This is a genomic window from Streptomyces sp. NBC_00358 (assembly GCF_036099295.1).
Lineage (GTDB): Bacteria > Actinomycetota > Actinomycetes > Streptomycetales > Streptomycetaceae > Streptomyces.
This window is the reverse complement of the sequence record NZ_CP107976.1, coordinates 2,581,296-2,605,749: the sequence shown is the minus strand read 5'-3', so window position 1 is coordinate 2,605,749 and position 24,454 is coordinate 2,581,296. Positions and strand designations below refer to the sequence as shown.

The window sequence follows — 24,454 nt, the reverse complement described above, 5'->3', positions numbered from 1 at the left end:
GAACGGGGTCCGCATGACCGCCGGACAGAGACCAGAAGCGGGGCGCGCATGACCGCCGGACAGACACCTGAAGCGAGGGGCGAATGACCGCCGATCGCGTCAACCCGCCCGAACTCTCCCCGCCCGCGGGGTTCTCCCACGCCGTCGTGGCCACCGGCTCCCGGGTTGTCTTCCTCGCCGGCCAGACCGCGCTCGACGTGGACGGGAAGGTGGTGGGGGAGACCCTGCCCCTGCAGTTCGAGCGGGCGCTGACCAACCTGCTGACCGCGCTGCGCGCCGCGGGCGGAGAACCGTCGGACCTCGCCCGGGTCACGGTCTACGCCACGGACATCGCCGACTACCGGGTCCACGCTCCCGAACTGGGCCGCATCTGGCGCCGGCTGGCGGGCCGCGACTACCCCGCGATGGCCGTCATCGGCGCCACGCGCCTGTGGGACGAACAGGCGCTGGTCGAACTCGACGGCTTCGCCGTGCTGGCGTAGGGCCGCGGGGAGAGCGGCCGGAGTTCAGGCCGCGACGGCCAGCCGCCCGACGAACACCCGGTGCGGAGCGATCACGCTCCCGTCGGGGAGCAGTTCGCCACTGTCGTCGAAGACGATCGCGCCGTTGCACAGGAGGTTCCAGCCCTGCTCGGGGTGGGCCGAGACGATGTGCGGGGCGGCGGTGTCCGCGGACGGGCACGAGGACCGGTGTGAACACATGGTGCGCCTCCACAGGGGATGCGAGGAGTGTCGGCGGCGTTGTCGTCGCCCCTCATGAAGAGACCATGCGCGCGCGGCGAGCCGATCGGAACAGCCGGCCGTGAAGCGTGACAACACGAGGACAACTCTCGGACGTCCCCAAGACGGACGGTGCCAACTCGCCACCAAAGGGGTGATGATCACCGCCCTCGGGGCTCCGGACAGGTACCTGTTGAGCGCCCTTTCCAGGCCCCTGCTCCAGGAGGTACTCCATGTCACTTCGCCAGGCCGTCGGAACGGCCGCCGGTGCCGCGCTGCTCCTGCTCCTCGCCCCGTCCGCCGTCGCCCTGTCCGCCCCGTACGGCATCGCCCGGACCGCCCCGTCCGACGAGGTGACCGTCGACCCCACCGGCACGGTCGCCGCCGACGGCACCGTCACCCTCTCGGGCACCTATCGCTGCACGGGCGCCGCCGGGCCCGTGTTCGTGTCCTCCACGGTCTCCCAGGGCGATCCCAGGGCCAGCCACCCCATCGGCGGCTCCTCGGCGGTCTGCGACGGCGCGGAGCACCGCTGGAGCAACTCGGAGCAGAGCGCGCCCAAAACCCTCGTCCCGGGACGGGCGCACGTCGAGGCCACGGTGTTCGACATCAGCGCCACCGGCCTCCCCCTGCCCTCGGTCCATGCGACCCGGGAGCAGGACATCACCGTCGCGCAGGGCTGATCGACCGCGGAGGGCCGCCGGCAATCCGGGCCGGCGGCCTCACCGGGTCATGGAACGAGGCCGAGAGGGTGTCCGGTGATTCGAACATGGTGCAGGTGATGTGCCGACAGGTGCATCGGGCAGGGACGATCCTCGCCGCCGAGGAACACCCGCCTGCTGCGCGGTCGGGCCGAGTGAGCGACGCGGGCGTCCCGGACTCCCGCTGTCGTCCTTGACCCTGATACGCCATTCCCCATAGACGGATGCCCCGCGATTGATCCTGGGGTGTACCGGTCCGGGGTTCGGCGGAGCCGGTGGTTCAGCAGTCGCTGGTCGGCCCGTTACTCGTACCGGTACTTCAGCGAGTCCGCCTCCGTCTGCTCGATGTCGGCGATCGTCAGTTCCGGCATCCGGAGCTGGGCCAGCGTCACCTCGGCCGAGGCCGGCTGGGCGTCCGCGGGCAGCCACTGCTCCGGCTTCCAGGCCCCGCTGCGCAGGAGCGCCTTGGGGCAGTGCGGGTAGACCTCCTCGATCCCCACCACCAGCGCACTGGCCGGCGGCTTGCCCACGGCGGTCAGCTGCGACAGCAGCTCCGGGCGGGTGGAGACGCAGGCCCGGCCGTTCACCCTGAGCGTCGTGGTGCGCCCCGGGATGACGAACAGCAGTCCGGCCCGTCCGGTGGCGACGACGTTCTGCAGGGTGTCCAGACGCTTGTTGCCGGTCGCGTCCGGTATCGCCACCGTCCGTGCGTCCAGGACGGCGACGAACCCGGCGGGGCCGCCGCGCGGGGAAACGTCACAGTTGCCCTCGGCGTCCGTGCTGGCGACCAGGACCAGCGATGAGCATCTGATCAACCGCTGGGTCTGTTCGGTGAGTTCGGTCATCTGCTTGCGTACGGCCGCGTCACTGGGGAGTTCATAGGCCCGGCGCAGCGTCTCCTGGTCGGGCACGGCGTCGAGGCGGAGCGAGTCGAAGGCACTGCCGGCAAGGGATGTCGTCATGCCTTGGACCCTATGGGGCCGACCTGCGATCGATCTTGGTCGGCGGGAGCGGATACATGGAGAAAGGATCAAGCGCGGGTCAGCCCGCAGCCCCGCGGCTCAATGCGTCAGGAGTCCTTGGGCGGTGCGGGATCCCGACCCGGAAAGCGAGCCGCCGCACCACCTCCCGACCCGTACACACCTGATCGAGAAGTGGAGCGGCGGTGTTCCCGCGAAGGTCGCTCAGATGTCCCGGAAGATCTCGATCTGCGCGCCGATCGAGTTCAGGCGCTCCGCGAGGTCCTCGTAGCCGCGGTTGATGACGTACACGTTCCGCAGGACCGAGGTGCCGTCGGCCGCCATCATCGCGAGCAGGACGACCACGGCGGGCCGCAGCGCGGGCGGGCACATCATCTCGGCGGCGCGCCAGCGGGTCGGGCCCTCGACGAGCACCCGGTGCGGGTCGAGGAGCTGGAGCCGGCCGCCGAGGCGGTTGAGGTCGGTCAGGTAGATCGCCCGGTTGTCGTAGACCCAGTCGTGGATCAGCGTCTGGCCCTGCGCGGTGGCTGCGATGGCCGCGAAGAACGGGACGTTGTCGATGTTCAGGCCCGGGAACGGCATCGGGTGGATCTTGTCGATGGGCGCCTCCAGCTTGGAGGGCCGCACCGTCAGGTCGATCAGCCGCGTACGGCCGTTGTCCGCGAAGTACTCGGGCGTACGGTCGTGGTCGAGGCCCATCTCCTCCAGGACGGCGAGCTCGATCTCCAGGAACTCGATCGGCACCCGGCACACCGTCAGCTCGGACTCGGTGACCACGGCGGCGGCGAGCAGGCTCATCGCCTCGACCGGGTCCTCGGAGGGCGAGTAGTCCACGTCGACGTCGATGTTCGGCACGCCGTGCACGGTGAGCGTCGTGGTGCCGATGCCCTCCACCCGTACGCCCAGGGCCTCCAGGAAGAAGCACAGGTCCTGGACCATGTAGTTGGAGGACGCGTTGCGGATGACCGTGACGCCGTCGTGGCGGGCGGCGGCGAGCAGCGCGTTCTCGGTGACCGTGTCCCCGCGCTCGGTCAGCACGATCGGCCGGCCGGGCGTGACGGACCGGTCGACCCGCGCGTGGTAGAGCCCCTCGGTCGCGGCGATGTCGAGGCCGAACCGGCGCAGCGCGATCATGTGCGGCTCGATGGTCCGGGTGCCGAGGTCGCAACCGCCCGCGTACGGCAGCTTGAACGCCTCCAGGCGGTGCAGCAGCGGGCCGAGGAACATGATGATGGACCGCGTGCGGATGGCGGCCTCGGCGTCGATGGCCTCCATGTTCAGCTCGCTCGGCGGCACGATCTCCAGGTCGACCCCGCCGTTGATCCACCGGGTGCGGACACCGATCGAGCTGAGGACCTCCAGCAGGCGGTACACCTCTTCGATCCGCGCCACCCGGCGCAGCACGGTGCGCCCCTTGTTCAGGAGGGTCGCGCACAGCAGCGCGACACAGGCGTTCTTGCTGGTCTTGACGTCGATCGAGCCGGACAGACGACGCCCGCCGACCACGCGCAGATGCATCGGACCCGCATATCCGAGCGAGACGATCTCACTGTCCAGCGCCTCACCGATTCGGGCGATCATCTCAAGGCTGATGTTTTGGTTGCCGCGCTCGATGCGATTGACGGCGCTCTGACTGGTGCCGAGCGCCTCGGCAAGCTGCGACTGTGTCCAGCCCCGGTGTTGCCGGGCGTCACGGATGAGCTTGCCGATACGTACGAGGTAGTCGTCTGCCATGGCGCGACCGTATATCGGATGTGAGATAAAGAGAAATGGAGCGCGGCCTTCCGGGTGGCCCGGTCCAGGAGGCTTTGTTCGAGGGGGAGTTCGGGTGCCCGCGCCCGCCCGGCGGTGGCGCTCGCGACGGGCCGGAAGGTTCCGCGAGTACGCGCCACCGCCGGCGAATGGCGTGAAGAGGCGGTTCCGTGACGGTTCGTCGATACTGAGATCGTATGTCGCTATTAGGTCACTTTGCCTTACGGGTCGTCTTGCGCCAGCCGAACGGCCCGGGCAGGTCCATCGACGTCGTCCGGCGTCCGGTGCTGCTGTGCGTGCGCCTCGGTCCGTTCTTCCCGCCCGAGGTGATGGACCACGACTTGCGGTTGATGTTGAGCCGCAGCCCGGGAAGGATGCGGAAGCTCTTGCGGAAGGTCAGCGGCATGGGTGCCCCCTGCGTCGGTCGGGCCGGGACGTTCCCGGCGGACACCGGGTACCCCGAAACCGCTCCGATGTGCCTGCCCTCGGCTTCGGGGTGTCAACTTCCTTCGTGATGGGCTGAGTTGCATCTCCGGGGTGACGGATTGCGTCCATGGGGGCTGGGGTTGGGGCTGGGGCTCGGGGCGCGCGAATGGGGGCCTGCGGGCGGGGTGCCTGGAGTGTCCGCCGTTCCGGACGAGTGACCGTTGTCTGCGGGCAGGCGGGCAGGCGGGCAGGCGGGCAGGTGCGTGGGTGGGCGAGTGTCCTGGGTTCGGGCGTCTTCGGGCCTGAACGCCGGTGATCGCCGTGTGCCGGTGACCGCCGTGGGCCGGTGGCCGCCGTGCCGGACGCGGTCGCTTCTTCGGCTGAGGGCGCTGGCGGCCGGCGGCGCCCGTCGGTGCGGGTCCCTCCATGGCGCCCGCTCTGCGGGTCTCCCCGTCGGCCGAGCCGCTCCGATTCGGACAAGGCGCTCCGACCGGTACAAGCGACACCGGCCGGACATGCGGGCGCCCGGACATGACCTGCCCGCCCCCATGTACTAGAGTTATCTCGACATCGAGATATCTGCCGAGGCGTACCGCAGTCGCACTGCGTCGTCCATCCGGCGGTAAGGGTTACCTAACTTAGCCTTACCTTAGCGGATCGGCCATGGCGTCGTGGCGGCAGGATGCGGTGGGAACGCGCACATCAATGAAGGAGACTGTCGTGTCGGCGAACAGCTTCGACGCCCGCAGCACGCTGCAGGTGGGCGACGAGTCGTACGAGATCTTCCGGCTGGACAAGGTGGAAGGCTCGGCTCGCCTTCCGTACAGCCTGAAGGTGCTGCTGGAGAACCTGCTCCGGACCGAGGACGGCGCGAACATCACCGCCGACCACATCCGGTCCATCGGTGACTGGGACTCCCAGGCGCAGCCGAGCCAGGAGATCCAGTTCACGCCCGCTCGCGTGATCATGCAGGACTTCACCGGCGTGCCCTGTGTCGTCGACCTCGCCACCATGCGCGAGGCCGTCAAGGAGCTCGGCGGCGACCCGGCCAAGGTCAACCCGCTCTCCCCGGCCGAGCTGGTCATCGACCACTCCGTCATCGCCGACAAGTTCGGCACGAAGGAAGCCTTCGGCCAGAACGTCGAGCTGGAGTACGGCCGCAACAAGGAGCGCTACCAGTTCCTGCGCTGGGGCCAGACCGCGTTCGACGACTTCAAGGTCGTCCCGCCGGGCACCGGCATCGTCCACCAGGTGAACATCGAGCACCTGGCCCGTACGGTCATGGTCCGTAACGGCCAGGCGTACCCGGACACCCTCGTCGGCACCGACTCGCACACCACGATGGTCAACGGCCTGGGCGTGCTCGGCTGGGGCGTCGGCGGCATCGAGGCCGAGGCCGCGATGCTCGGCCAGCCGGTCTCCATGCTGATCCCGCGTGTCGTCGGCTTCAAGCTGACCGGTGAGCTCACCCCGGGCACGACCGCCACCGACCTCGTGCTGACCATCACCGAGATGCTGCGCAAGCACGGTGTCGTCGGCAAGTTCGTCGAGTTCTACGGCGAGGGTGTGGCCGCCACGTCGCTGGCCAACCGCGCCACCATCGGCAACATGTCGCCGGAGTTCGGCTCCACCGCCGCGATCTTCCCGATCGACGGCGAGACCATCAAGTACCTCAAGCTCACCGGCCGCTCCGAGCAGCAGCTCGCGCTCGTCGAGGCGTACGCCAAGGAGCAGGGCCTCTGGCTCGACCCGGCCGCCGAGCCCGACTTCTCCGAGAAGCTGGAGCTCGACCTCTCCACGGTCGTCCCCTCGATCGCCGGCCCGAAGCGCCCGCAGGACCGCATCGTCCTCGCGAACGCCGCCGAGCAGTTCAAGAGCGACGTGCGCAACTACGTCGCCGACGACGACGAGGCGGGCAAGGAGTCCTTCCCGGCCTCCGACTCCCCGGCCGCCGCCAACGGCGTCCCGTCCAACCCGGTCACGGTCACGGCCCCCGACGGCTCGACCTACGAGATCGACCACGGCGCGGTGACGGTCGCGGCCATCACCTCCTGCACCAACACCTCGAACCCGTACGTCATGGTCGCCGCCGCGCTCGTCGCGAAGAAGGCCGTGGAGAAGGGTCTGACCCGCAAGCCGTGGGTCAAGACCACCCTCGCCCCCGGCTCCAAGGTCGTCACCGACTACTTCGACAAGGCGGGGCTCACCCCCTACCTCGACAAGGTCGGCTTCAACCTGGTCGGCTACGGCTGCACCACCTGCATCGGCAACTCCGGCCCGCTGCCGGACGAGGTCTCCAAGGCCGTCAACGACCACGACCTCGCGGTCACCTCGGTCCTCTCCGGCAACCGGAACTTCGAGGGCCGTATCAACCCCGACGTCAAGATGAACTACCTGGCCTCCCCGCCGCTGGTCGTCGCCTACGCCCTCGCGGGTTCCATGAAGGTGGACATCACCCGCGACGCGCTCGGCACCGACACCGAGGGCAAGCCGGTCTACCTGGCCGACATCTGGCCCTCCGAGGCCGAGGTCAACGACGTCGTGGCGAACGCCATCGGCGAGGACATGTTCAACAAGTCCTACCAGGACGTCTTCGCGGGCGACGCCCAGTGGCAGGCGCTGCCGATCCCCGAGGGCAACACCTTCGAGTGGGACCCGCAGTCGACGTACGTCCGCAAGCCCCCTTACTTCGAGGGCATGACGATGGAGACCACCCCGGTCTCGGACATCGCCGGCGCGCGCGTCCTCGCCAAGCTCGGCGACTCGGTCACCACCGACCACATCTCCCCGGCCGGTGCGATCAAGGCCGACACCCCCGGAGGCAAGTACCTCACGGAGCACGGTGTCGAGCGTCGTGACTTCAACAGCTACGGCTCGCGCCGCGGCAACCACGAGGTCATGATCCGCGGTACGTTCGCCAACATCCGCCTGCGCAACCAGATCGCGCCGGGCACCGAGGGCGGCTACACCCGCGACTTCACGAAGGACGGCGCCCCCGTCTCCTTCATCTACGACGCCTCGCGCAACTACATCGACCAGGGCATCCCGCTGGTCATCCTGGCGGGCAAGGAGTACGGCTCCGGCTCGTCCCGCGACTGGGCCGCCAAGGGCACCGCGCTCCTCGGCGTCAAGGCCGTCATCGCCGAGTCGTACGAGCGCATCCACCGCTCGAACCTCATCGGCATGGGCGTGCTGCCGCTCCAGTTCCCGGAGGGCGCCACGGCCGAGTCCCTCGGACTGACCGGCGAGGAGACCTTCTCCTTCACCGGTGTCGAGGAGCTCAACAACGGCACCACCCCGCGCACGGTGAAGGTCGCCACCGACACCGGCGTCGAGTTCGACGCGGTCGTGCGCATCGACACCCCCGGCGAGGCGGACTACTACCGCAACGGCGGCATCATGCAGTACGTGCTGCGCAACCTGATCCGCAACTAAGCGTCCGGTAGGGCAGTTGCAGGACAGCCCGACCACAGCGGCAGGGCAGCTCCAAGGCAGGTGAGGGCCGCATCCCCGGTGACGGGGGTGCGGCCCTCCGCCGTGCCCGTCGAGGCTGCCTGCGCCGTCACCTACGCCGTCGCCCCCGAACCCGGCTTCAGGACATCGGCGTTGCTCAGGTGGAACACAGGCTTCCCCCAGCGGGCCGGGCCACGATTGCCCCATGTATGGCGCATCTGGGTTCCTTGTCGGTCACGTCCGTGTCCGTGTGCCGATCGTCCACGACGATCCGGTACGCGCCGGTCTGCCGTCCGTCGCCCGTACGCGCCGTGGACGCGGCACCGGGCGGGCGGCCCCGGTCCGTACGGTGCGCGGCTCCAGGTACGCCGTCAGGCCGCCGGAGAACGGGAGATGAGCACCCTGCCCGGCGCACGCCGGTCACCGCGGACACGGTGGCGCGGACGGTCCCGCCGGAAGCGGCCCCTTTGCCCGACGCCCCAGCCAAAGCGATCCACCGGCCTCCGATCCACCGGCCGATTCACCGGCCCCCGATCCACTGGCTCCCTATCCACCGGCCGATTCACCAGCTCCCGATTCACCAGCTCCCGATCCACCAGCTCCCGATCGGCCGGGGTCCGATCCCTGCGCGCGCGGCTTCTCGGCCTCGTCGTACTGGCGCTTCTCGCGGTCTGCGTGACCATGGGGTTCGCCACGGTCCTCGAGCAACGCGCCCACCTGCTCGGCGACTTGGACCGACGGGTCGGCGACGCCGCCGAGCGCAGCCGGAGCGCCGTGCCGGCCGGGGCGGCCGCGGGGACGGGCCCCGGGTCCCTCGACGAGCGCGGGCAGCCGACCGGCACGATCACCGCCCGGCTCGACGGCGGCGGAGCCGTCCTCACGGCCGAGTTGGTCACCCGCTCCGGCGCGCCGCGTGAACTCGGCCCGGCCCAGCGCTCCGCGCTCGCCGGTGCGGCGCCGGACGGGACCCTGCACACCCGGTCGGTTCCCGGGCTCGGCACCTACCGGTTCACCGCGCTCGACGGCGGCGGACGGCCCGTGCTCACCGCCCTGCCGATGGACGACGTACAGGACACGATCCGTGGTCTGGTCGTGGTCGAGGGCGTGGTGGCGGCCGCGGGTCTCACCGTCGTGGGCTGCGTCTGCGCGGTCGTCGTCCGGCGTCAACTGCGCCCACTCGAACGGGTGGCGGCCGTCGCCGCCGAGGTCTCCCGGTCGCCGCTCGGGCCCGGCGGGGTGACCGGCCCGCCCCGGGTACCCGAACAGGACGCGGACCCCGGCAGCGAGGCCGGCCAGGTCGGCGCCGCGCTCAACCGGCTGATCGACCACGCCCAGACCTCCCGCGCGGAACGCCTGCGCGGCGAGGAGGAGGCACGCCGCGGTGAGGAGCGCGTGCGCCGCTTCCTCGCCGACGCGAGCCATGAACTCCGTACGCCGCTGGCGTCCATCGCCGGATTCGCCGAACTGATGAACCGGGGCGCCGGGCGGGTCGACGCGGCGCTGGCCTGGCGGCGGGTGTCCGCCGAGTCGGCGCGGATGACGGGCCTCGTCGAGGATCTGCTGCTGCTCGCCCGGCTCGACGAGGGGCGGCCTTGGCCGTCGGCGGAGGTGGACCTGGCGGCGCTGGTCGCCGAGGCGGTGCGGGACGCGCGGGCCGCGGGGGAGGAGCACACCTGGCAGTTGGCCCTGCCCCTGGACTCCCCGGCCGTGGTGGCCGGCGACGAGGCAGGGCTCCGCCAGGCGGTGTCGCGGCTGCTGGCCAACGCACGCGCGCACACGCCGGCGGGCACGACGGTCGTCGCCACGGTGGAGGCCACCGGTACGTCCTGGGTGATCCGGGTCCGCGACGACGGCCCCGGCATCCCGCCCGCCCTGCTGCCCAGGGTCTTCGAACCCTTCAGCCGGGCCGACCCCTCCCGCTCCCGTGTCTCGCCCGGACACGGCGGCTCGGGTCTCGGCCTCGCCGTCGCCGCCGCGATCACCACGGCCCACCAAGGCCGCATCCACGCCGAGAGCACCCCGGGCCGCACGGAGTTCACCGTCGAACTCCCGGCCGCGCACCCCGCGCCCCCCGTGGAGCCGCCACCATCTCCGGGCCCGGCGGACCACACACCCGCCCCCCACCCCGGAGAGGAAGCCACCGTCCACCCCGGCTGAGACGGCACCCGTCCGACGGCCGACGGCCGACGACCCAGGGCGGGGGCCGGGGCCGACGACCCTCGGGCCTCGCTCCTCGGCCCTCGCCCCCGACGATGGCCCTGGCCCTGGCAGACGGCCCCCGGCCCCCCGGCCCGGGCCGACGGCCCGGGCCCACGGGCCCCGGCTTCCGGGCCGACGGCCCACGATCCCCGGCTCCCGGCCGATGACCCACGGCCCCGGCACCAGGCCCGTGCTCTCGCCGGGCCCGGTGGGGCGTCCGCGGGAGCGCGCACCCGCGCCCCGCCCCGGGGGCCACCGCCTTCCCTCGGATGCGATGACGTCCGCCCGATGACCCACGGGCCCCGGCCTCGACCCCTGGCCCCCGGCCTCCGGCTCCTGGCCTCCGGCCCCGGCTCCTGGCCTTCGGCTCCCGGCCTCGACCCCTGGCCCCCGGCCTCCGGCTCCTGACTCCCGGCCTCCGGCTCCTGGCCCCCGGCCTACGGCCCCGGCCCGACTCCGGCCCTCGCCGGGCCCGGAGACGGCGGCGGCCCCGCGGGACCACACACCCGCCCCCACCCCGGAGACGAAGCCACCGTCCACTCCCCGGTCCCGACGACACCCGGCCGACGGCCCACGGGCTCGACGGCCCGGCCCCGGGGCGGACCCCCGTGCGGACCCAGGGGCCGGACCCCCGGCCCCGACCCGCCTCAGAACCACCCCACCGCCTGCCCCAGCAGGAGCGGTGCCGGGACGAGGGCGGTCATGCTGAGCCAGGGGCCCATCGGGCGGCCCTCCTGGTAGGGCATCAGGATGTCCACCACCAGCACCATGCCGAGGACGAAGCCGCCGCCCAGCACCGCGCCGGCGATCAGGCCCAGGGCGTTGTCGGATGTCTCCCGGTGGCAGCCGAAGGGGCCGTCGCAGTGGACGGACGGGAAGCGGGTCAGCAGCCACCGCACGCACAGGCCGGGAACGATCCCGACCCCTCCGATCAGCAGGTTCGCGAACGCGGCCGCCGACAGGGCGCGGCCGAGGCCACCGCCGGGTCCGCCGCGTCCGGTACGCACCCCGGGGCCACCGGGGCCACCGGGGCCACCGGGGCTACCGCGGCCACCGCGGCCAAAGCGGCCGGTGCGGCCAAAGCGGCCGGTGCGCGCGCAGCGTCCCGTGCGCAGCCCGCCGCTCCGGCGACTCCCGTCACCCCCGGAGTCCCGCATCGGCCCACCTCCTCCCGCGCTCCCGTTGGCACGCGCCGTTTTCCCAACTAGAGGGCGTGGGAGCCCGCGAGGTTCCGGGAACGCGGTCCCGCGCCAGGGCCGTACCCGTGACGTGCTGGGTGGGGCCACGGGCGCGCGCCGTGCGCCAGACGTTTACAGGGTTTCGTATGCGCGCTAATTTCCCCATGAGGTGGGAGCGCTCCCACAAGGGCGGACCGGAACCCGCCCCCGGTACCGCTCCCACCTCGCCCCGATCCCGCACGACCCCGGCGAAGGAGCAGATTGTCATGTACTTAACAAAACCGCCCTCGACGGGGCCGCGTCGGCCGTTCCCCCGATTACGGCTCCCGGGACGCCGCCACCCGGCCCCCGCCCCCTTCCTCGTACTGCTCGCCCTGCTGGCCATGCTTCCGGCCCTCGCCCTGATCGTCGTGACCGGCGGCCGGGCGGAGGCGCACGGCACCCCCATGAAGCCCGGCAGCCGTACGTTCCTGTGCTGGCAGGACGGCCTGACCGACACCGGCGAGATCAAGCCGGTGAACCCGGCCTGCAAGGCGGCGCAACAGGTCGGTGGGACCACGCCGTTCTACAACTGGTTCTCGGTGCTGCGCTCGGACGGCGCCGGGCGCACCCGGGGATTCGTGCCGGACGGCCAGTTGTGCAGCGGCGGCAACCCCAACTTCACGGGCTTCGATCTGCCGCGCTCCGACTGGCCGTTGACCCACCTCACCGCGGGCGCGACCGTCGACTTCGCGTACAACGCCTGGGCGGCGCACCCCGGTTGGTTCTACGTCTACATCACCAAGGACGGCTTCGACCCGACCCGGCCGCTCACCTGGGACGCCATGGAGGACCAGCCGTTCCTCACAGTCGACCACCCGCCGCTCAACGGCACTCCGGGCACGGTCGAGGCCAACTACTCCTGGAGCGGCAAGCTGCCGGAGGGCAAGTCCGGCCGCCACATCATCTACATGGTCTGGCAGCGCTCCGACAGCACGGAGACCTTCTACTCCTGCTCCGACGTCGTCTTCGACGGCGGGAACGGCGAGGTCACGGGCATCCATGATCCCGGCAACCCGACCGAACCGCCCCCCGGCATCTGCTCGGCGACCCGCAGGACCACCAACAGTTGGCCCGGCGGCTACCAGTCCGAGGTGACCGTCACCAACACCGGCGCCGTGCCGATGCTCGGCTGGATGGTCGACTGGACGCTGCCGGGCGGTCAGTCGGTCGCCAGTCTGTGGAACGGCAACGCGACCTACAGCGGGCAGGACGTGATGGTGCACAACGTCGACTGGAACGGCTCACTGAGTCCAGGCGGCACGACCACCTTCGGGTACGTCGTCTCGGGCTCGGGCGACGATCCGTCGACGGCCCTGCCCTGCCGGGTCGGTTGAACGGGGAACGCTCGGGGCGGACCGGGTGGGTGGGTTCGGACCCGCCCGGTCCGCGAGCCCGGACGGGGCGGGGGAGGCCCCGCCCGGGATGGTTCGGCCTGTGGCGACCATCGTGCACGACAACGTTGTCGAACGGTCTGCGTCCGACTCTATCGCCTCAACGGACAACGATGTCAAGACAGTTGGCGGCCGACCTCGACCCGGACCGGACTGCCGGCCGTGCTACCCATCGAGCCGCCGTGCCCCGCCGCCGTGCCGGACCGGGCCGCCGAGCCGGAACGCCGGGCGGCCCCGTCGCGCGGGCGACGGGTGCGTTCCCTCGCGTTCCGGGGCGTTTCCGGTGGTGCGGACGAGGTGGGGGCACGGGCAGGTCCGCCCGGGCGCCATAGGCGTGAGTGCCGGGCGCGTCCCGGTGGCGCAGGCGGTCTTCCGTGGTACCCGTGGCGCACGTTACTGTCCCTGCGGCTTGTGCGACCTGTGGTGCGCGACCCGTCCGAAGGAGGAGGGGCCGCGTCATGCGTTTCCGTCCGTCATCCGTCCTGCTCGCCGTCGCCCTGACGGTGGCCGGCGCCACTCCGGCGCTCGCCGCACCCCCGTCGGGTCCGCCGGAACTCGTCAAGGACCCCACCGCGTACGTCGACCCGCTCATCGGCACCAAGAACGGCGGCAATGTCTTCCCGGGCGCCGTCACCCCCTTCGGCATGCTCTCCTGGAGCCCGGAGAACACCCGCGGGGACGCCACCCGCACGGCCGCGCCCGGCGGTTACCAGTACGACGCCACACGCGTCCGGGGCTTCAGCCTCACCCACATGTCCGGAACGGGATGCGCGGGCGGCAGTGGCGACATCCCGTTCTTCCCGTACGCGGGTGAGGTCACCTCCTCCCCGGCGAGCGACACCAAGGACGCCGTCTACGCGTCCGGCTTCACGCACGCCGACGAGCGGGCCGAGCCCGGTCACTACCGGGTCGGCCTCTCCTCCGGTGTCACCGCCGACCTCACGGCGACGGCGCGCACCGGCTCGGGCCGCTTCACCTTCCCGGCCGACAAGCCCGCCTCGCTGCTGATCCGCACCGCCAACTCCGAGGTCGGGTCCACCGACTCGACCGTGCGCATCGACCCCGGGACCCGCACGGTCTCCGGCTCGGTCACCTCGGGGAACTTCTGCGGCTACCTCGACCCCGAGGGCCAACGCCCCTACTACACGCTGTACTTCACCGCACGCTTCGACCGCGACTTCAAGACCACCGGCACCTGGCAGGACGACCGGCTGAGCCCGGGGGCCACCGAGGCGAGCGGCGGCACCGGAGGCTTCGCGCAGGGCGGCCGTCCCGTCGCGGGCAAGGGGGCCGGCGGCTATGTGGAGTTCGCGCCCGGCACCGACCCGGTGAACGTCAAGGTCGGTATCTCGTACGTCAGTCAGGAGGGCGCCGCCGCCAACCTCGCGGCCGAGAACCCGCCTTCCCGCTCCTTCGCCTCCGTCCAGCGCGCCGCCCACCGTGCCTGGCGCGAGCGGCTCCGTGCGATCGGTGTCGGCGGCGGCACCGACACCGACCGCACGACCTTCTACACCGCGCTCTACCACGCCCTCCTGCACCCGAACGTCATCAGTGACGCCGACCGCAGATACCGCGGCGCCGACGACAAGGTGCACACCGTGGGCCGGGGCCACGAAGCGCAGTACGGCACCTTCTCCGGCTGGGACGTCTACCGCTCCCAGGTTCAGCTGCTTACCCTCCTCGACCCGGACACCGGCTCCGACATCGCACAGTCGCTGCTCGAACTCGCCCGGCAGAACGGGGGAGTCTGGGACCGCTGGCTGCACGGCGCGAGCGGCACGCACGTCATGAACGGCGATCCGTCGGCCCCCGCCCTCGCGGGCATCCGCGCCTTCGGCGGCACGGACTTCGACCTGCGCGGCGCGCTCGGCTCCCTGGTGAAGGCCGCGACCGTACCGACCGAGCAGGACCTGTCCCCGGCGGGCAAACCGCTGCTCTCGGCCGGACAGCGCCCCTCGCTCGACAAGTACCTCGAACACCACTACATGCCGTCCGTGTCCAACGCCTGGGGCGGCGCCGCCGAGACCCTGGAGATGTCCGGCGCCGACTTCGCGATCTCCCAACTGGCCAAGGCGGCGGGGGAGAAGAGGACGGCGGCCGACTTCGCCGAGCGCTCCCAGTACTGGCAGAACAACTTCAACATCGCGGCCGACCCCGGCGGCGGCTACATCGCCAACCGCAAGGCCGACGGGAGCTGGGTCACCGGCTTCACCCCTTCGACCGGCAACGGTTTCGTGGAGGGCACGGCCGCCCAGTACACCTGGATGGTGCAGCACGACCCCGCCGGCCTCTTCGCCGCCATGGGCGGTCGCGCGAAGGCCCTCGACCGCCTCGACACGTTCTTCCACGACGCGGACGGCGGCTGGGCGTTCACCGGCAGCGGCGGAGACAAGTCCGAACTGGACAACGAGCCTTCGGTCAACGTGCCTTACCTGTACGACTACGCGGGCGCGCCCTACAAGGCGCAGGAGACCGTCCGTGCGGCGATGAGCGGGCTGTGGTCGACGCAGCCGGGCGGCATCCCCGGCAACGACGACCTCGGTGAGATGTCGTCCTGGTACGTCTTCTCCGCGCTCGGCATGTACCCCCAGGTGCCCTCGCGCGCCGAACTCACCCTGGCCTCGCCGCTGTTCCCCAGGATCGAGATCGAGCGCCCCGGCGGCGCCGACATCGCGATCCGGGCCCGGGGCGCGGCGGCGGACGCCCCCTACGTCCAGTCGCTGAGGGTCGACGGCCGTACCAGTGAACGGCCTTGGCTCCCCGCCTCCTTCGTCCGTGACGGCGGCACGCTCGACTACACGCTGTCCGCCGCGCCCGACACGACCTGGGGCAGCGCCGAGAAGGACGCGCCGCCCTCCTTCCGCACCGGCGAGCAGCCGTACCAGATCGGGGTGGGCCCGACCGCCGCGACGCTCGCCCCCGGCGCAAGCACCGCGCTCGACATCCGCGCCCTGACCCTCGGTGGCGGCGCCGGGCCGGAGGTGCGCTTTCACGTGGACGTGCCCGCGGGCGTGACGGCCTCGCCCGCGGAGGGCACGGTGACCGACGGCGCCCAGCGGATCGCCCTCACCGCGGCGGACGACGCCGAACAGGGTTTCTACGACGTCAAGGTGACGGTGACCTCCGCGGACACGTCGTACGCCCAACCGGTGGCCCTGACGGTCGCGGCCCCGGGTTCCCTCCTCGCGGCCTACGACAACACCGGTGTCTCCGACGACACGGGTGACCACTCCGAGGCCGACTACGACGGCGGTGGCTGGAGCTACTCCCGCCAGGCCCTCGCCGACGCGGGCCTCACTCCGGGCGGCCGGGGCACGGTCGACGGTCTGGCCTACACCTGGCCGAAGTCGCCGTCCGGCCGCCCCGACAACGCCTCGGCGACCTCGCAGAGCATCGAACTGAGCGACCCGGCGAGCCGGTTGTCCTTCATCGGCAGCGCCGTGAACGGCAACCAGGAGACCCGGGCGACCGTCACCTACACCGACGGCGGCACCGACTCCGTCGACCTGTCCTTCACCGACTGGACCGTCGGCGGCGGGGGCGGCACCGTCCAGTACGGCAACGAGACCATCGCCAAGGCCGCCTACCGCAATGTCGCCGGCGCCGACAAGGACCCGGTGGCCACCTACGTCTTCGCCACCAAGCCCTTCACGGCACCGGCGGGCAGGACCATCAGGAGCGTCACCCTCCCGGACGACGCCGATCTGCACGTCTTCACCCTCGCGGTGAGCCCTTGAGCCGGTGCATCGTTGGGCCGCTGATCTGAACCTCCCATGAACGCGGGGCGGGCCCGGAGTCTCCTCCGGGCCCGCCCCTTTCCGTCCGGGTCCCAGCTCAGGCCAGCAGTTCCACCTCCGCGAGGGTCGACTCACCGTCGAGGACGAGACGGTAGTGGCTGTACGAGCCCGGGTCCGCGACCGTGAACGCCCGGGTCTGTCTGTCCCAGGGGAAGGACTCACCGGAGCGCTTGTCGAGGTCCGTCCAGGTCGTCCCGTCCGAGGAACCCTGCAGGGTCCACCCGGTCGGGGCCTTCGTGTGGTCCGAGGACGTCAGCGTGTACTGAACTCCCTCGGTGCCGGTGCCGGCGCCGACCGGCAGGTCGACCGAGGTGACGGTGGCGTCCGTCGCCGAGGTGTTGTCGAACAGCGCGCCGTCCCCCTTGAGAACGTCCGCGCGCGGCGACGGCACCTTGTCGTCCTGGGTGACCGACACCGGCGCGGCGTCCTGGCCGGTGCCCCACGAGGACGGCTTGGCGCCCATGTCGAACTCCAGCACTCCGCCCCGGGTGATCAGCGAGTGGGGGAGCGAAGTCGAGTTCCACCGCTTGCCGTTGAACCGCACGCCCTGCACGTACACGTTCCTCGTGCTGTTCCGCGGCGCCTTGATCACCAGGTCGTGGCCGTTCTCCAGGTGGACCGTCGCCTTCGTGAACAGCGGTGAGCCGATGGCGTATTCGCCGCTGCCCATCACCAGCGGGTAGAAGCCGAGCGAGGAGAAGAGGTACCAGGCCGACTGCTCGCCGTTGTCCTCGTCACCGTGGTAGCCCTGTCCGATCTCGCTGCCGGTGTAGAGACGGGAGAGGACCTCGCGGATGTTCTTCTGGGCCTTCCAGGGCTGCCCGGCCGCGTCGTACATGTAGTTCACGTGGTGGGCCACCTGGTTGGAGTGCCCGTACTGGCCCATCCGTACGTCCCGGGCCTCGGTCATCTCGTGGATGACCCCGCCGTAGGAGCCCACGGTGTCCGGCGAGGCGGTCTCGGGGGTCGCGAAGTACGTGTCGAGCTTCTGCGCGAGCGCACTGCGGCCGCCGTAGAGGTTCGCCAGGCCCCGCGAGTCCTGCGGCGCGGTGAAGGCGTACCCCCAGCCGTCGGTCTCCGTGTAGTCGTAACCCCACACGCGCGGATCGTACTTCGCGGAGTCGACCCGCCAGTCGCCCTTCGCGTCCCGGCCCTGGAAGAAGCCGGCCTTGGAGTCGAAGAGGTTCACGTAGTCCTGGGAGCGGTTGAGGAAGTAGTCCGACTCCTCCTTGTAGCGCTTCTCGCCGGTCTTCCTGTAGAGCGCCTTGCCCATCTCGGCGATGCCGTAGTCGTTGACGTAGCCCTCCATGGCCCACGACAGGCCCTCGCCCGTGGCGGTGCTCGTGTAGCCGAGGAAGGGGGAGGTGGCCATGCCCTTGCGGCCCACGCCGGAGGTCGGGGGGACGACCGTCGCGTTCTTCAGCGCCGCCTCGTACGCCGATTTCGCGTCGAAGTCGACACCCTTGACGTACGCGTCCGCGAACGCCACGTCGGACGAGGTGCCGGTCATCAGGTCCGCGTAACCGGGCGAGGACCAGCGCGAGGTCCAGCCGCCGTCCTTGTACTGCTGCACGAACCCGTCGACCATCTCACCCGCCTGATGAGGCGTGAACAGCGAGTACGCCGGCCAAGTCGTCCGGTAGGTGTCCCAGAAGCCGTTGTTGACGTACACCTTCCCGTCGACGATCTTCGCGCCGGTGTGGGTCGGTGTGTCGGGCCCCGGCATCGGCGAGAAGGGCGAGGCGTACTGGTACTTCGAACCCACCTTCTCGAAACCGGAGTTGGGGTACAGGTACAGCCGGTACATGCTGGAGTACAGCGTCGTCAGCTGGTCCGGCGTGGCGCCCTGCACCTCGACCTTGCCGAACAGCCGGTCCCACTGCCTGCGCGCGCCCTTCTCGACCGCGTCGAACGACGTGCCGTCCGGGATCTCCTGGCCCAGGTTGTCCTTGGCCTGGTCGATGCTGATCAGCGAGGTGGCCAGGCGCAGGGTGACGGTGTGGTCGGAGCCGGGCCTGAACTTCAGGTAGCCCTTGACTCCGCTGGAGCCGCCGTCGGTCACGGGCGCGTCGAACACCCCGTAGACGAAGAGCCGGGTGGCGCCGGTCGACAGACCGGACTTGACGTCCGAGTAGCCGGTGACCACGCCCGCCGAGGTGTCCAGCGTCAGCCCCGCCTGCTCGGTGACGTTGTCGAAGACGACGCTCGCGTCGTCACCGGGATAGGTGAAGCGCAGGGCGGCGGCGTGATCGGTCGGCGCCATCTCCGCCTTCAGGCCGTTCTCGAACGTCACCCCGTAGTAGTACGGCCGCGCGGTCTCGTTCTCGTGCCGGAACGCCAGTTCGCGGGCCGTGCGGCCGGTGTCCGGGGTCCCGGAGGCGGCCGACGGCATCACCTGGAAGGTCTGCCGGTCCCCCATCCAGGGGCTCGGCTCATGGCTCGCGCTGAACGCCTGGATGGTGGGCAGGTTGTCGTCGTTGTTGGCGCGCGCGTAGTCGTAGAGCCAGCTCAGGGAGCCCGCGTTGGTCACCGGCGTCCAGAAGTTGAAGCCGTGCGGGACCGCCGTGGCCGGGAAGTTGTTGCCGCGCGAGAAGCCGCCGCTGGAGTTGGTGCCGCGGGTCGTCACCGCGTAGTCGGCGAGGTGCGCCTTGGGCTTCTCCGGGGCGGCCTGCTTCAGGGAGACGTCGTCCAGCCAGCCGCGGAACTTCGCGGGGCCCTTCGGCGAGTCGTACGCGAGGAGGATCCGGTCGACGGTCTTCCCGGCGGCGACGGAACCGATCCGCGAGGTCACGTTGTTCCACTGGTTCACGTACAGCGCCTTGGAGGCGCCCTGGCCCTGCGGAGTCAGCGTGAATCCGTGCTGGTCGACGGCGTTCAGCTCGCTCAGCGAGGTGCCGTCGGTGAAGACCAGGTCCACGGCCGTGTTCGTGGCGTCGTAGTCCCGGTCGCCGTCCGCCATCGAGGGGAAGATCCGGTACGACAGTTCGGTGTCGCGCCGGACGGCGACGTTCACGTCGAAGACCTTGTTGTACGAGTACGCGCGGCCGTCGCCCTTGTGGGTGCCGGCGTAGCGCAGCGCCCGCTTGCCGGTGAAGCCCGCGCCCGCCTTGGCGGTCGGCGAGCCGCTCGGACCCCGGTCCACGAGCGAGAGCATGTCCTTGGGGGTCGGGTCGTCGCTCTGTCCCGTCGAGAACTGGACATCGGCGATCTGGAGGATGTCACCGCCGTTGTTCTTGGTGACGTCGAGCCGGAAGTGCTGGTACTCGACAGGACTCTGGATGTCGTACGACTTCGTCTGGAACCGCTCGCCGAAGGACTCTCCGGAGCGGGTGTCGAGGGTCTTCCAGTCCTTGCCGTCGGTCGAGCCCTGAAGGGTCCAGTCCTGGGGGTCGCGCTCGTCGTGGTCGTTTGCGGACGTGAGCGCGTACGTGACCGCCTTGACCGGCGCGTCCAGGTCGAACTCCGCCCAGCCGGTGGGCTCGAAGGTCAGCCACTTGCTGCTCGACTCGCCGTCGACGAGGTTCTCCTTGACCTCGCCCGCACCGGTGTTCTCGCCGCTGGCGCGCACGTCGGTGACATGGTCGGTCACGTTTCCGGGGATGCCGGTGCTGTACCCGCCGTCGACCCCGGAGGATCTCTTCGTCCCGTCGGGGGCCGTATCCACCGTATTGAGCCAGTCCGGAGCTGGATCGCCCGATTCGAACGAGGAGCTGAATTCCCGGTCCGCGGACGCCTTTTGGGCCGGCCGGGCGACCGCGACGCCCTGCGAGGCCGCTAACAGGGAGAGGGCGGCCACCCCCAGTGCCGCCGGGGAAAACCATCCGGTCCGGCGCGTCAAACTCCGTCTGTACCGAGCTCTGTGCTGCATGCGCGAGCACCCTCCCTGCACCTGGACAACGTTGTCAGATTCGAAGCGCAAGGACCATTGGGGCGCCAAGTCGACAGTGCTGTCAAGGGTGTCGGGTGTGGCATCCGGGGTGAATGACGCGTGACGAACCGTGCATTGAGTTCATTGCGGGAGGTCGGCTCCTGTGGATCTTCGCCGGGGTGGTCCGGGGGTGCCCCATATTTCCGGGAGGTCTCAACTCGGAAAAGACCGACGGGCAAACCTGCATTCGATCTTGCTCCGCTGGCGGGAAGTGGACTATACCTGTCGCGTCCGGCCCGTCGATCGACTGGCGCCGGACAGGCAGGACCCAGGGGGGAATTCCGAGGGCGCCGACGGACCGTGGTGCATACACGTACCGTCGATTCGTCCCACTGAATCCCCCATGCACGACCCCAGCTTGACCTAACCGCGGTGCCGGGGAGGATCCGGTTCACCGCCTGAGTCCTGGAGAAGGCGAGGACTTGAGCATGGGATCCACTTCCGCCGAGAACAGCAGCCCCGAGGGTGTCGGCCGCCGTGACCTCATCAAGAGGTCGGCCGCACTTGGTCTGATCACCGTCCCGACCATGAGTTTCCTGTCCGCATGTGCGAGCGGCGGGGGCAGTGACGACAACTCCGGCGACAAGGGCACCGGCAAGACCAGCAAGGACAACCCGTTCGGCGTGAAGAAGGGCGGCGGCAAGCTCGACGTCGTCGTCTTCAAGGGCGGCTACGGCGACGACTACGCCAAGGCCTGGGAAGCGGCCTTCGACAAGAAGTGGGGCTCCAAGAGCGCCCACACCGGTACCCAGGAGATCACCGGCAAGCTCCAGCCGCGCTTCAACGGCGGCAACCCGCCGGACATCGTCGACGACTCGGGCGCCCAGCAGATCAAGCTGGACGTGCTCTTCAAGAGCGGCCAACTGCTCGACCTGGCCTCGGTCCTCGACGCCCCGTCCATCGACGACCCGACCAAGAAGGTCCGCGACACCCTGATCCCGGGCACGCTCGACCCGGGCCTGCAGGGCGGCAAGGTCGTGTCCCTCAACTACATCTACACGGTGTGGGGGCTGTGGTACTCCGGCAAGCTCTTCAAGGAGAAGGGCTGGGAGGTGCCCAAGACCTGGGACGCCTTCCTCGCCATCTGCAAGGACGCCAAGTCGCAGGGCATCGGCGGCCTCGCGCACCAGGGCAAGTACCCGTACTACATCAACGTCGCCATCATGGACCTGATCGCCAAGAACGGCGGTCTGGACGCCATGAAGGCGATCGACAACCTGGACCCCAAGGCGTTCGTCGGGTCCGACGCCGCCCTGACGGCCGTCGAGGCCATCTACGAGGTCGTGGAAAAGGGCTACTTGATGGCCGGCACCAACGGCCTCACCCACACCGAGTCACAGACCCGGTGGAACCAGTACAAGGCCGCGTTCATCACCTGTGGCTCCTGGCTGGAGAACGAGCAGCTCAAGCAGACGCCGGCCGACTTCGACATGAAGTTCATGCCGATGCCCAGCCTGCCCGGCGACAAGCTGCCGTTCGAGGCGATCCGGGCCGGCTCCGGTGAGCCGTTCATCATCCCGGCGAAGGCCGCGAACCTGCCCGAGGCCAAGGAGTTCATGCGCTCCATGCTCTCCAAGGAGTGGTCGACGCTCTTCGCGCAGAAGGCCAACTCGCTCACCATCCTCAAGGACGCCGTGTCCGAAGGCGTGACCCTGCGTCCCGGTACCCAGTCCACCGTCGACGCCTCCAAGGCGGCGGGTGACAACACCTTCAACTTCCTGTACCCCAACTGGTACAGCGAGATGGACGTCTCCATCCAGAACGCGTCCAACGAGCTGATGTCCAAGCGCATTCAGCCGAAGGAATGGCTGAAGCGGGCCCAGGCGGCGGTCGACAAGGCGGCCAAGGACCCGGCGTCCAAGAAGAACCACCGCGACTGATCACGTAAACCCGGAACATCAGGGTCACGCGCACTCCGGAACACCCGGGTCACGCACACCCGGAACACCAGGGCAGGATGCCATGCGAAAAGGGCAGTACCGGTTCGTCGCGGGGTTTCTCCTCGCACCTTTGGCGCTGTATCTGATCTTCGTGATCTGGCCTTACATACAGACCATCGGTTACTCCTTCACCGACTGGAGGGGTCAGTCGCAGACGTTCAGTTTCGTCGGCCTGGACAATTACAAGGCGTTGTTCCAGGACGACGTATTCCTCGAAGCGATCTGGCACAACATCCTGTTCCTGGTGTTCATCCCGGTGATCACCATCCTGCTCGCCCTCTTCTTCGCCTTCATGGTGAACGCGGGCGGGCGGGGTGGCGCCGGTGGCGTACAGGGCGTCGCCGGCTCCCGCTTCTACAAGATCGTGTACTTCTTCCCGCAGGTGCTGTCGCTCGCGATCGTGGCGGTGCTCTTCGGGGCCCTCTACCGCAGCGACGGCGGCGGTCTGCTCAACGGTGTACTGATCAAGCTCGGTCTGGTCGACGCGAACAACCCCGTCGAGTGGATGAACGAGCCCAACCTGGTGCTCTGGTGCCTGATGGCGGTCGTCGTCTGGCACGGCGTCGGCTTCTACCTGGTGCTGTTCTCCGCCGCCATGCAGTCCATCCCGCGGGACATCTACGAGGCCGCGCTGCTGGACGGCGCGAGCCGCGCCCACACCTTCTTCCGGGTCACCCTGCCCCTGCTCTGGGACACGGTGCAGACCGCCTGGGTCTATCTGGGCATCATCGCGATGGACATGTTCGTCCTCGTCTCGACGACGACCCAGGGCACCGGCTACGGCGGCGGGCCCGACCACCACAGCGAAGTCATGGCGAACGTCATGATGCGCAACTTCCTCTACTTCGGGAAGAGCGGTTACGCCTGCGCCATGGGCGTCGTCATGCTCCTTCTCACCCTGATCCTGTCCGTGGTCACGCTGCGCGCCACCCGCCGCGAGCGCATCGAGTTCTGAGCGGGAGACACGACTATGAGCGCACCCATCACGCAGCCGGCGAAGGTCGACGGCGCCGGAGTACCCCCGCAACGAAACGCAAGGAAGGCCCCGCCCCGGCCGGGTGACAAGCGCACCGAGGGCATGGCCCTCAACGTCTTCTCGCACGGGTTCCTCGCCCTGTGGGCGATCCTGATCATCCTGCCGCTGCTCTGGCTGGTCCTGAGCTCCTTCAAGACCGACGCGCAGATCGGCGGGTCGGCCCTCGGCTGGCCCTCCAACTGGCAGTTCGACGTCTTCACCCGGGCCTGGAACAAGGGCATCGGCGACTACTTCGCCAACACCCTGATCGTGCTGGTCTTCTCCGTCCCGCTGACCATGCTCCTCGGCGCGATGGCGGCGTACGTCCTGGCCCGCTACGAGTTCCCGGGCAACCGGCTCGTGTACTACTTCTTCGTCGGCGGGGCCATGTTCCCCGTCTTCCTGGCCCTGGTGCCGCTGTTCTTCATGGTCAAACGTCTCGACATGTTGAACACGTACCAAGGTCTGATCCTGGTGTACGTGGCCTACTCTCTGCCGTTCACGGTGTTCTTCATGCACGCCTTTTTCCGGACACTTCCGACGGCGGTCTTCGAGGCGGCGGTGCTCGACGGGGCCTCGCACACCCGGGCGTTCTTCCAGGTGATGCTGCCGATGGCCAAGCCCGGACTGCTCAGCGTCGGCATCTTCAACGTCCTGGGCCAGTGGAACCAGTACATCCTGCCGTCGGTACTGATGCAGCCTCAGACCAGTTCGGATCCGGAACGCTACGTTCTGACCCAGGGACTGATCCAGCTCCAGCAGCAGCAGGGGTACGCCACCGATCTTCCCGTCCTGTTCGCCGGCGTGACGATCGCGATGATCCCCATGCTGATCGTCTACCTGTCCTTCCAGCGGCAGGTCCAGGCGGGCCTCACCTCGGCGACCCTCAAGTAACGATTCGACTCCTTCCTCGCCTGCGCCACCTCCGCCCCG

General features: G+C 69.9%; 15 protein-coding genes. 9 read left to right on the top strand and 6 right to left on the bottom strand.

Going from position 1 to position 24,454, the window contains the following annotated elements; genetic code table 11:
• Window positions 1-83: 83 nt before the first annotated feature.
• A complete protein-coding gene (locus OHT01_RS10725) occupies window positions 84-482 on the top strand; it encodes a RidA family protein (RefSeq protein WP_328552912.1) in 399 nt (132 codons plus the stop codon).
• Window positions 483-506: 24 nt separating this feature from the next.
• Here the strand turns inward: OHT01_RS10725 and OHT01_RS10720 are convergent, their stop codons facing one another.
• Window positions 507-701: a DUF5999 family protein gene (locus tag OHT01_RS10720; RefSeq protein ID WP_328552911.1), complete on the bottom strand. Its 195-nt coding sequence runs from the start codon at window positions 699-701 to the stop codon at window positions 507-509.
• A gap of 251 nt (window positions 702-952) precedes the next feature.
• Here OHT01_RS10720 and OHT01_RS10715 point away from each other — a divergent pair, with 251 nt between their 5' ends.
• Window positions 953-1,402, top strand: coding sequence for a DUF6299 family protein (locus OHT01_RS10715; RefSeq protein ID WP_328552910.1), 450 nt, complete (start codon window positions 953-955; stop codon window positions 1,400-1,402).
• A 320-nt stretch (window positions 1,403-1,722) separates the two neighbouring features.
• Here OHT01_RS10715 and OHT01_RS10710 read toward each other — a convergent pair whose 3' ends face one another.
• The 3 genes from OHT01_RS10710 to OHT01_RS10700 all read right to left on the bottom strand — a co-directional run bounded on the left by OHT01_RS10710 (window position 1,723) and on the right by OHT01_RS10700 (window position 4,558).
• Entirely contained in the window at window positions 1,723-2,382 is a 660-nt protein-coding gene (locus tag OHT01_RS10710; RefSeq protein WP_328552909.1) for an MSMEG_1061 family FMN-dependent PPOX-type flavoprotein, read from the bottom strand.
• Between the two features lie 222 nt (window positions 2,383-2,604).
• Entirely contained in the window at window positions 2,605-4,134 is a 1,530-nt protein-coding gene (locus OHT01_RS10705) for a helix-turn-helix domain-containing protein (protein ID WP_328552908.1), read from the bottom strand.
• Between the two features lie 229 nt (window positions 4,135-4,363).
• Entirely contained in the window at window positions 4,364-4,558 is a 195-nt protein-coding gene (locus OHT01_RS10700; RefSeq protein WP_326784988.1) for a DUF4236 domain-containing protein, read from the bottom strand.
• A gap of 740 nt (window positions 4,559-5,298) precedes the next feature.
• Here OHT01_RS10700 and acnA point away from each other — a divergent pair.
• On the top strand, window positions 5,299-8,013 hold the full coding sequence (gene acnA / locus OHT01_RS10695; protein WP_328552907.1) for an aconitate hydratase AcnA: 2,715 nt from the start codon (window positions 5,299-5,301) through the stop codon (window positions 8,011-8,013).
• Window positions 8,014-8,712: 699 nt separating this feature from the next.
• On the top strand, window positions 8,713-10,188 hold the full coding sequence (locus OHT01_RS10690; protein ID WP_328558081.1) for a sensor histidine kinase: 1,476 nt from the start codon (window positions 8,713-8,715) through the stop codon (window positions 10,186-10,188).
• Between the two features lie 689 nt (window positions 10,189-10,877).
• Here the strand turns inward: OHT01_RS10690 and OHT01_RS10685 are convergent.
• Window positions 10,878-11,237 (bottom strand): hypothetical protein, encoded by a 360-nt coding sequence (locus tag OHT01_RS10685; protein ID WP_328552906.1) that lies wholly within the window; start codon window positions 11,235-11,237, stop codon window positions 10,878-10,880.
• 437 nt (window positions 11,238-11,674) lie between these two features.
• Between OHT01_RS10685 and OHT01_RS10680 the strand changes: the two genes are divergently transcribed.
• Window positions 11,675-12,784, top strand: a complete 1,110-nt coding sequence (locus OHT01_RS10680) for a lytic polysaccharide monooxygenase auxiliary activity family 9 protein (protein ID WP_443043382.1) — start codon at window positions 11,675-11,677, stop codon at window positions 12,782-12,784.
• Window positions 12,785-13,299: 515 nt separating this feature from the next.
• Window positions 13,300-16,578 carry a GH92 family glycosyl hydrolase gene (locus OHT01_RS10675; protein WP_328552905.1) on the top strand — a complete coding sequence of 1,093 codons (3,279 nt, stop codon included), beginning with the start codon at window positions 13,300-13,302 and terminating at the stop codon, window positions 16,576-16,578.
• Between the two features lie 97 nt (window positions 16,579-16,675).
• Here OHT01_RS10675 and OHT01_RS10670 read toward each other — a convergent pair whose 3' ends face one another.
• The gene (locus tag OHT01_RS10670; RefSeq protein ID WP_443043381.1) at window positions 16,676-20,506 is read right to left on the bottom strand and encodes a GH92 family glycosyl hydrolase; all 3,831 of its coding nucleotides are present in this window, start codon (window positions 20,504-20,506) and stop codon (window positions 16,676-16,678) included.
• A gap of 488 nt (window positions 20,507-20,994) precedes the next feature.
• Here OHT01_RS10670 and ngcE point away from each other — a divergent pair, with 488 nt between their 5' ends.
• The 3 genes from ngcE to OHT01_RS10655 all read left to right on the top strand — a co-directional run bounded on the left by ngcE (window position 20,995) and on the right by OHT01_RS10655 (window position 24,415).
• Complete coding sequence (ngcE, locus tag OHT01_RS10665; protein WP_328552904.1) at window positions 20,995-22,446, top strand: N-acetylglucosamine/diacetylchitobiose ABC transporter substrate-binding protein; 1,452 nt, start codon at window positions 20,995-20,997, stop codon at window positions 22,444-22,446.
• 82 nt (window positions 22,447-22,528) lie between these two features.
• On the top strand, window positions 22,529-23,461 hold the full coding sequence (locus OHT01_RS10660) for a carbohydrate ABC transporter permease (RefSeq protein WP_328552903.1): 933 nt from the start codon (window positions 22,529-22,531) through the stop codon (window positions 23,459-23,461).
• A 15-nt stretch (window positions 23,462-23,476) separates the two neighbouring features.
• Window positions 23,477-24,415: a carbohydrate ABC transporter permease gene (locus OHT01_RS10655; RefSeq protein WP_328552902.1), complete on the top strand. Its 939-nt coding sequence runs from the start codon at window positions 23,477-23,479 to the stop codon at window positions 24,413-24,415.
• Window positions 24,416-24,454: the final 39 nt, after the last annotated feature.

Bases quoted from the DNA above. Each gene is read 5' to 3' on its own strand.
- OHT01_RS10675 (WP_328552905.1), top strand. From the start codon at position 13,300: ATGCGTTTCCGTCCGTCATCCGTCCTGCTCGCCGTCGCCCTGACGGTG.
- OHT01_RS10715 (WP_328552910.1), top strand. From the start codon at position 953: ATGTCACTTCGCCAGGCCGTCGGAACGGCCGCCGGTGCCGCGCTGCTC.
- OHT01_RS10720 (WP_328552911.1), bottom strand. From the start codon at position 701: ATGTGTTCACACCGGTCCTCGTGCCCGTCCGCGGACACCGCCGCCCCG.
- OHT01_RS10705 (WP_328552908.1), bottom strand. From the start codon at position 4,134: ATGGCAGACGACTACCTCGTACGTATCGGCAAGCTCATCCGTGACGCC.
- OHT01_RS10725 (WP_328552912.1), top strand. From the start codon at position 84: ATGACCGCCGATCGCGTCAACCCGCCCGAACTCTCCCCGCCCGCGGGG.
- OHT01_RS10660 (WP_328552903.1), top strand. From the start codon at position 22,529: ATGCGAAAAGGGCAGTACCGGTTCGTCGCGGGGTTTCTCCTCGCACCT.
- ngcE (WP_328552904.1), top strand. From the start codon at position 20,995: ATGGGATCCACTTCCGCCGAGAACAGCAGCCCCGAGGGTGTCGGCCGC.
- OHT01_RS10690 (WP_328558081.1), top strand. From the start codon at position 8,713: ATGGGGTTCGCCACGGTCCTCGAGCAACGCGCCCACCTGCTCGGCGAC.
- OHT01_RS10710 (WP_328552909.1), bottom strand. From the start codon at position 2,382: ATGACGACATCCCTTGCCGGCAGTGCCTTCGACTCGCTCCGCCTCGAC.
- OHT01_RS10680 (WP_443043382.1), top strand. From the start codon at position 11,675: ATGTACTTAACAAAACCGCCCTCGACGGGGCCGCGTCGGCCGTTCCCC.
- OHT01_RS10700 (WP_326784988.1), bottom strand. From the start codon at position 4,558: ATGCCGCTGACCTTCCGCAAGAGCTTCCGCATCCTTCCCGGGCTGCGG.
- OHT01_RS10655 (WP_328552902.1), top strand. From the start codon at position 23,477: ATGAGCGCACCCATCACGCAGCCGGCGAAGGTCGACGGCGCCGGAGTA.
- OHT01_RS10670 (WP_443043381.1), bottom strand. From the start codon at position 20,506: ATGCAGCACAGAGCTCGGTACAGACGGAGTTTGACGCGCCGGACCGGA.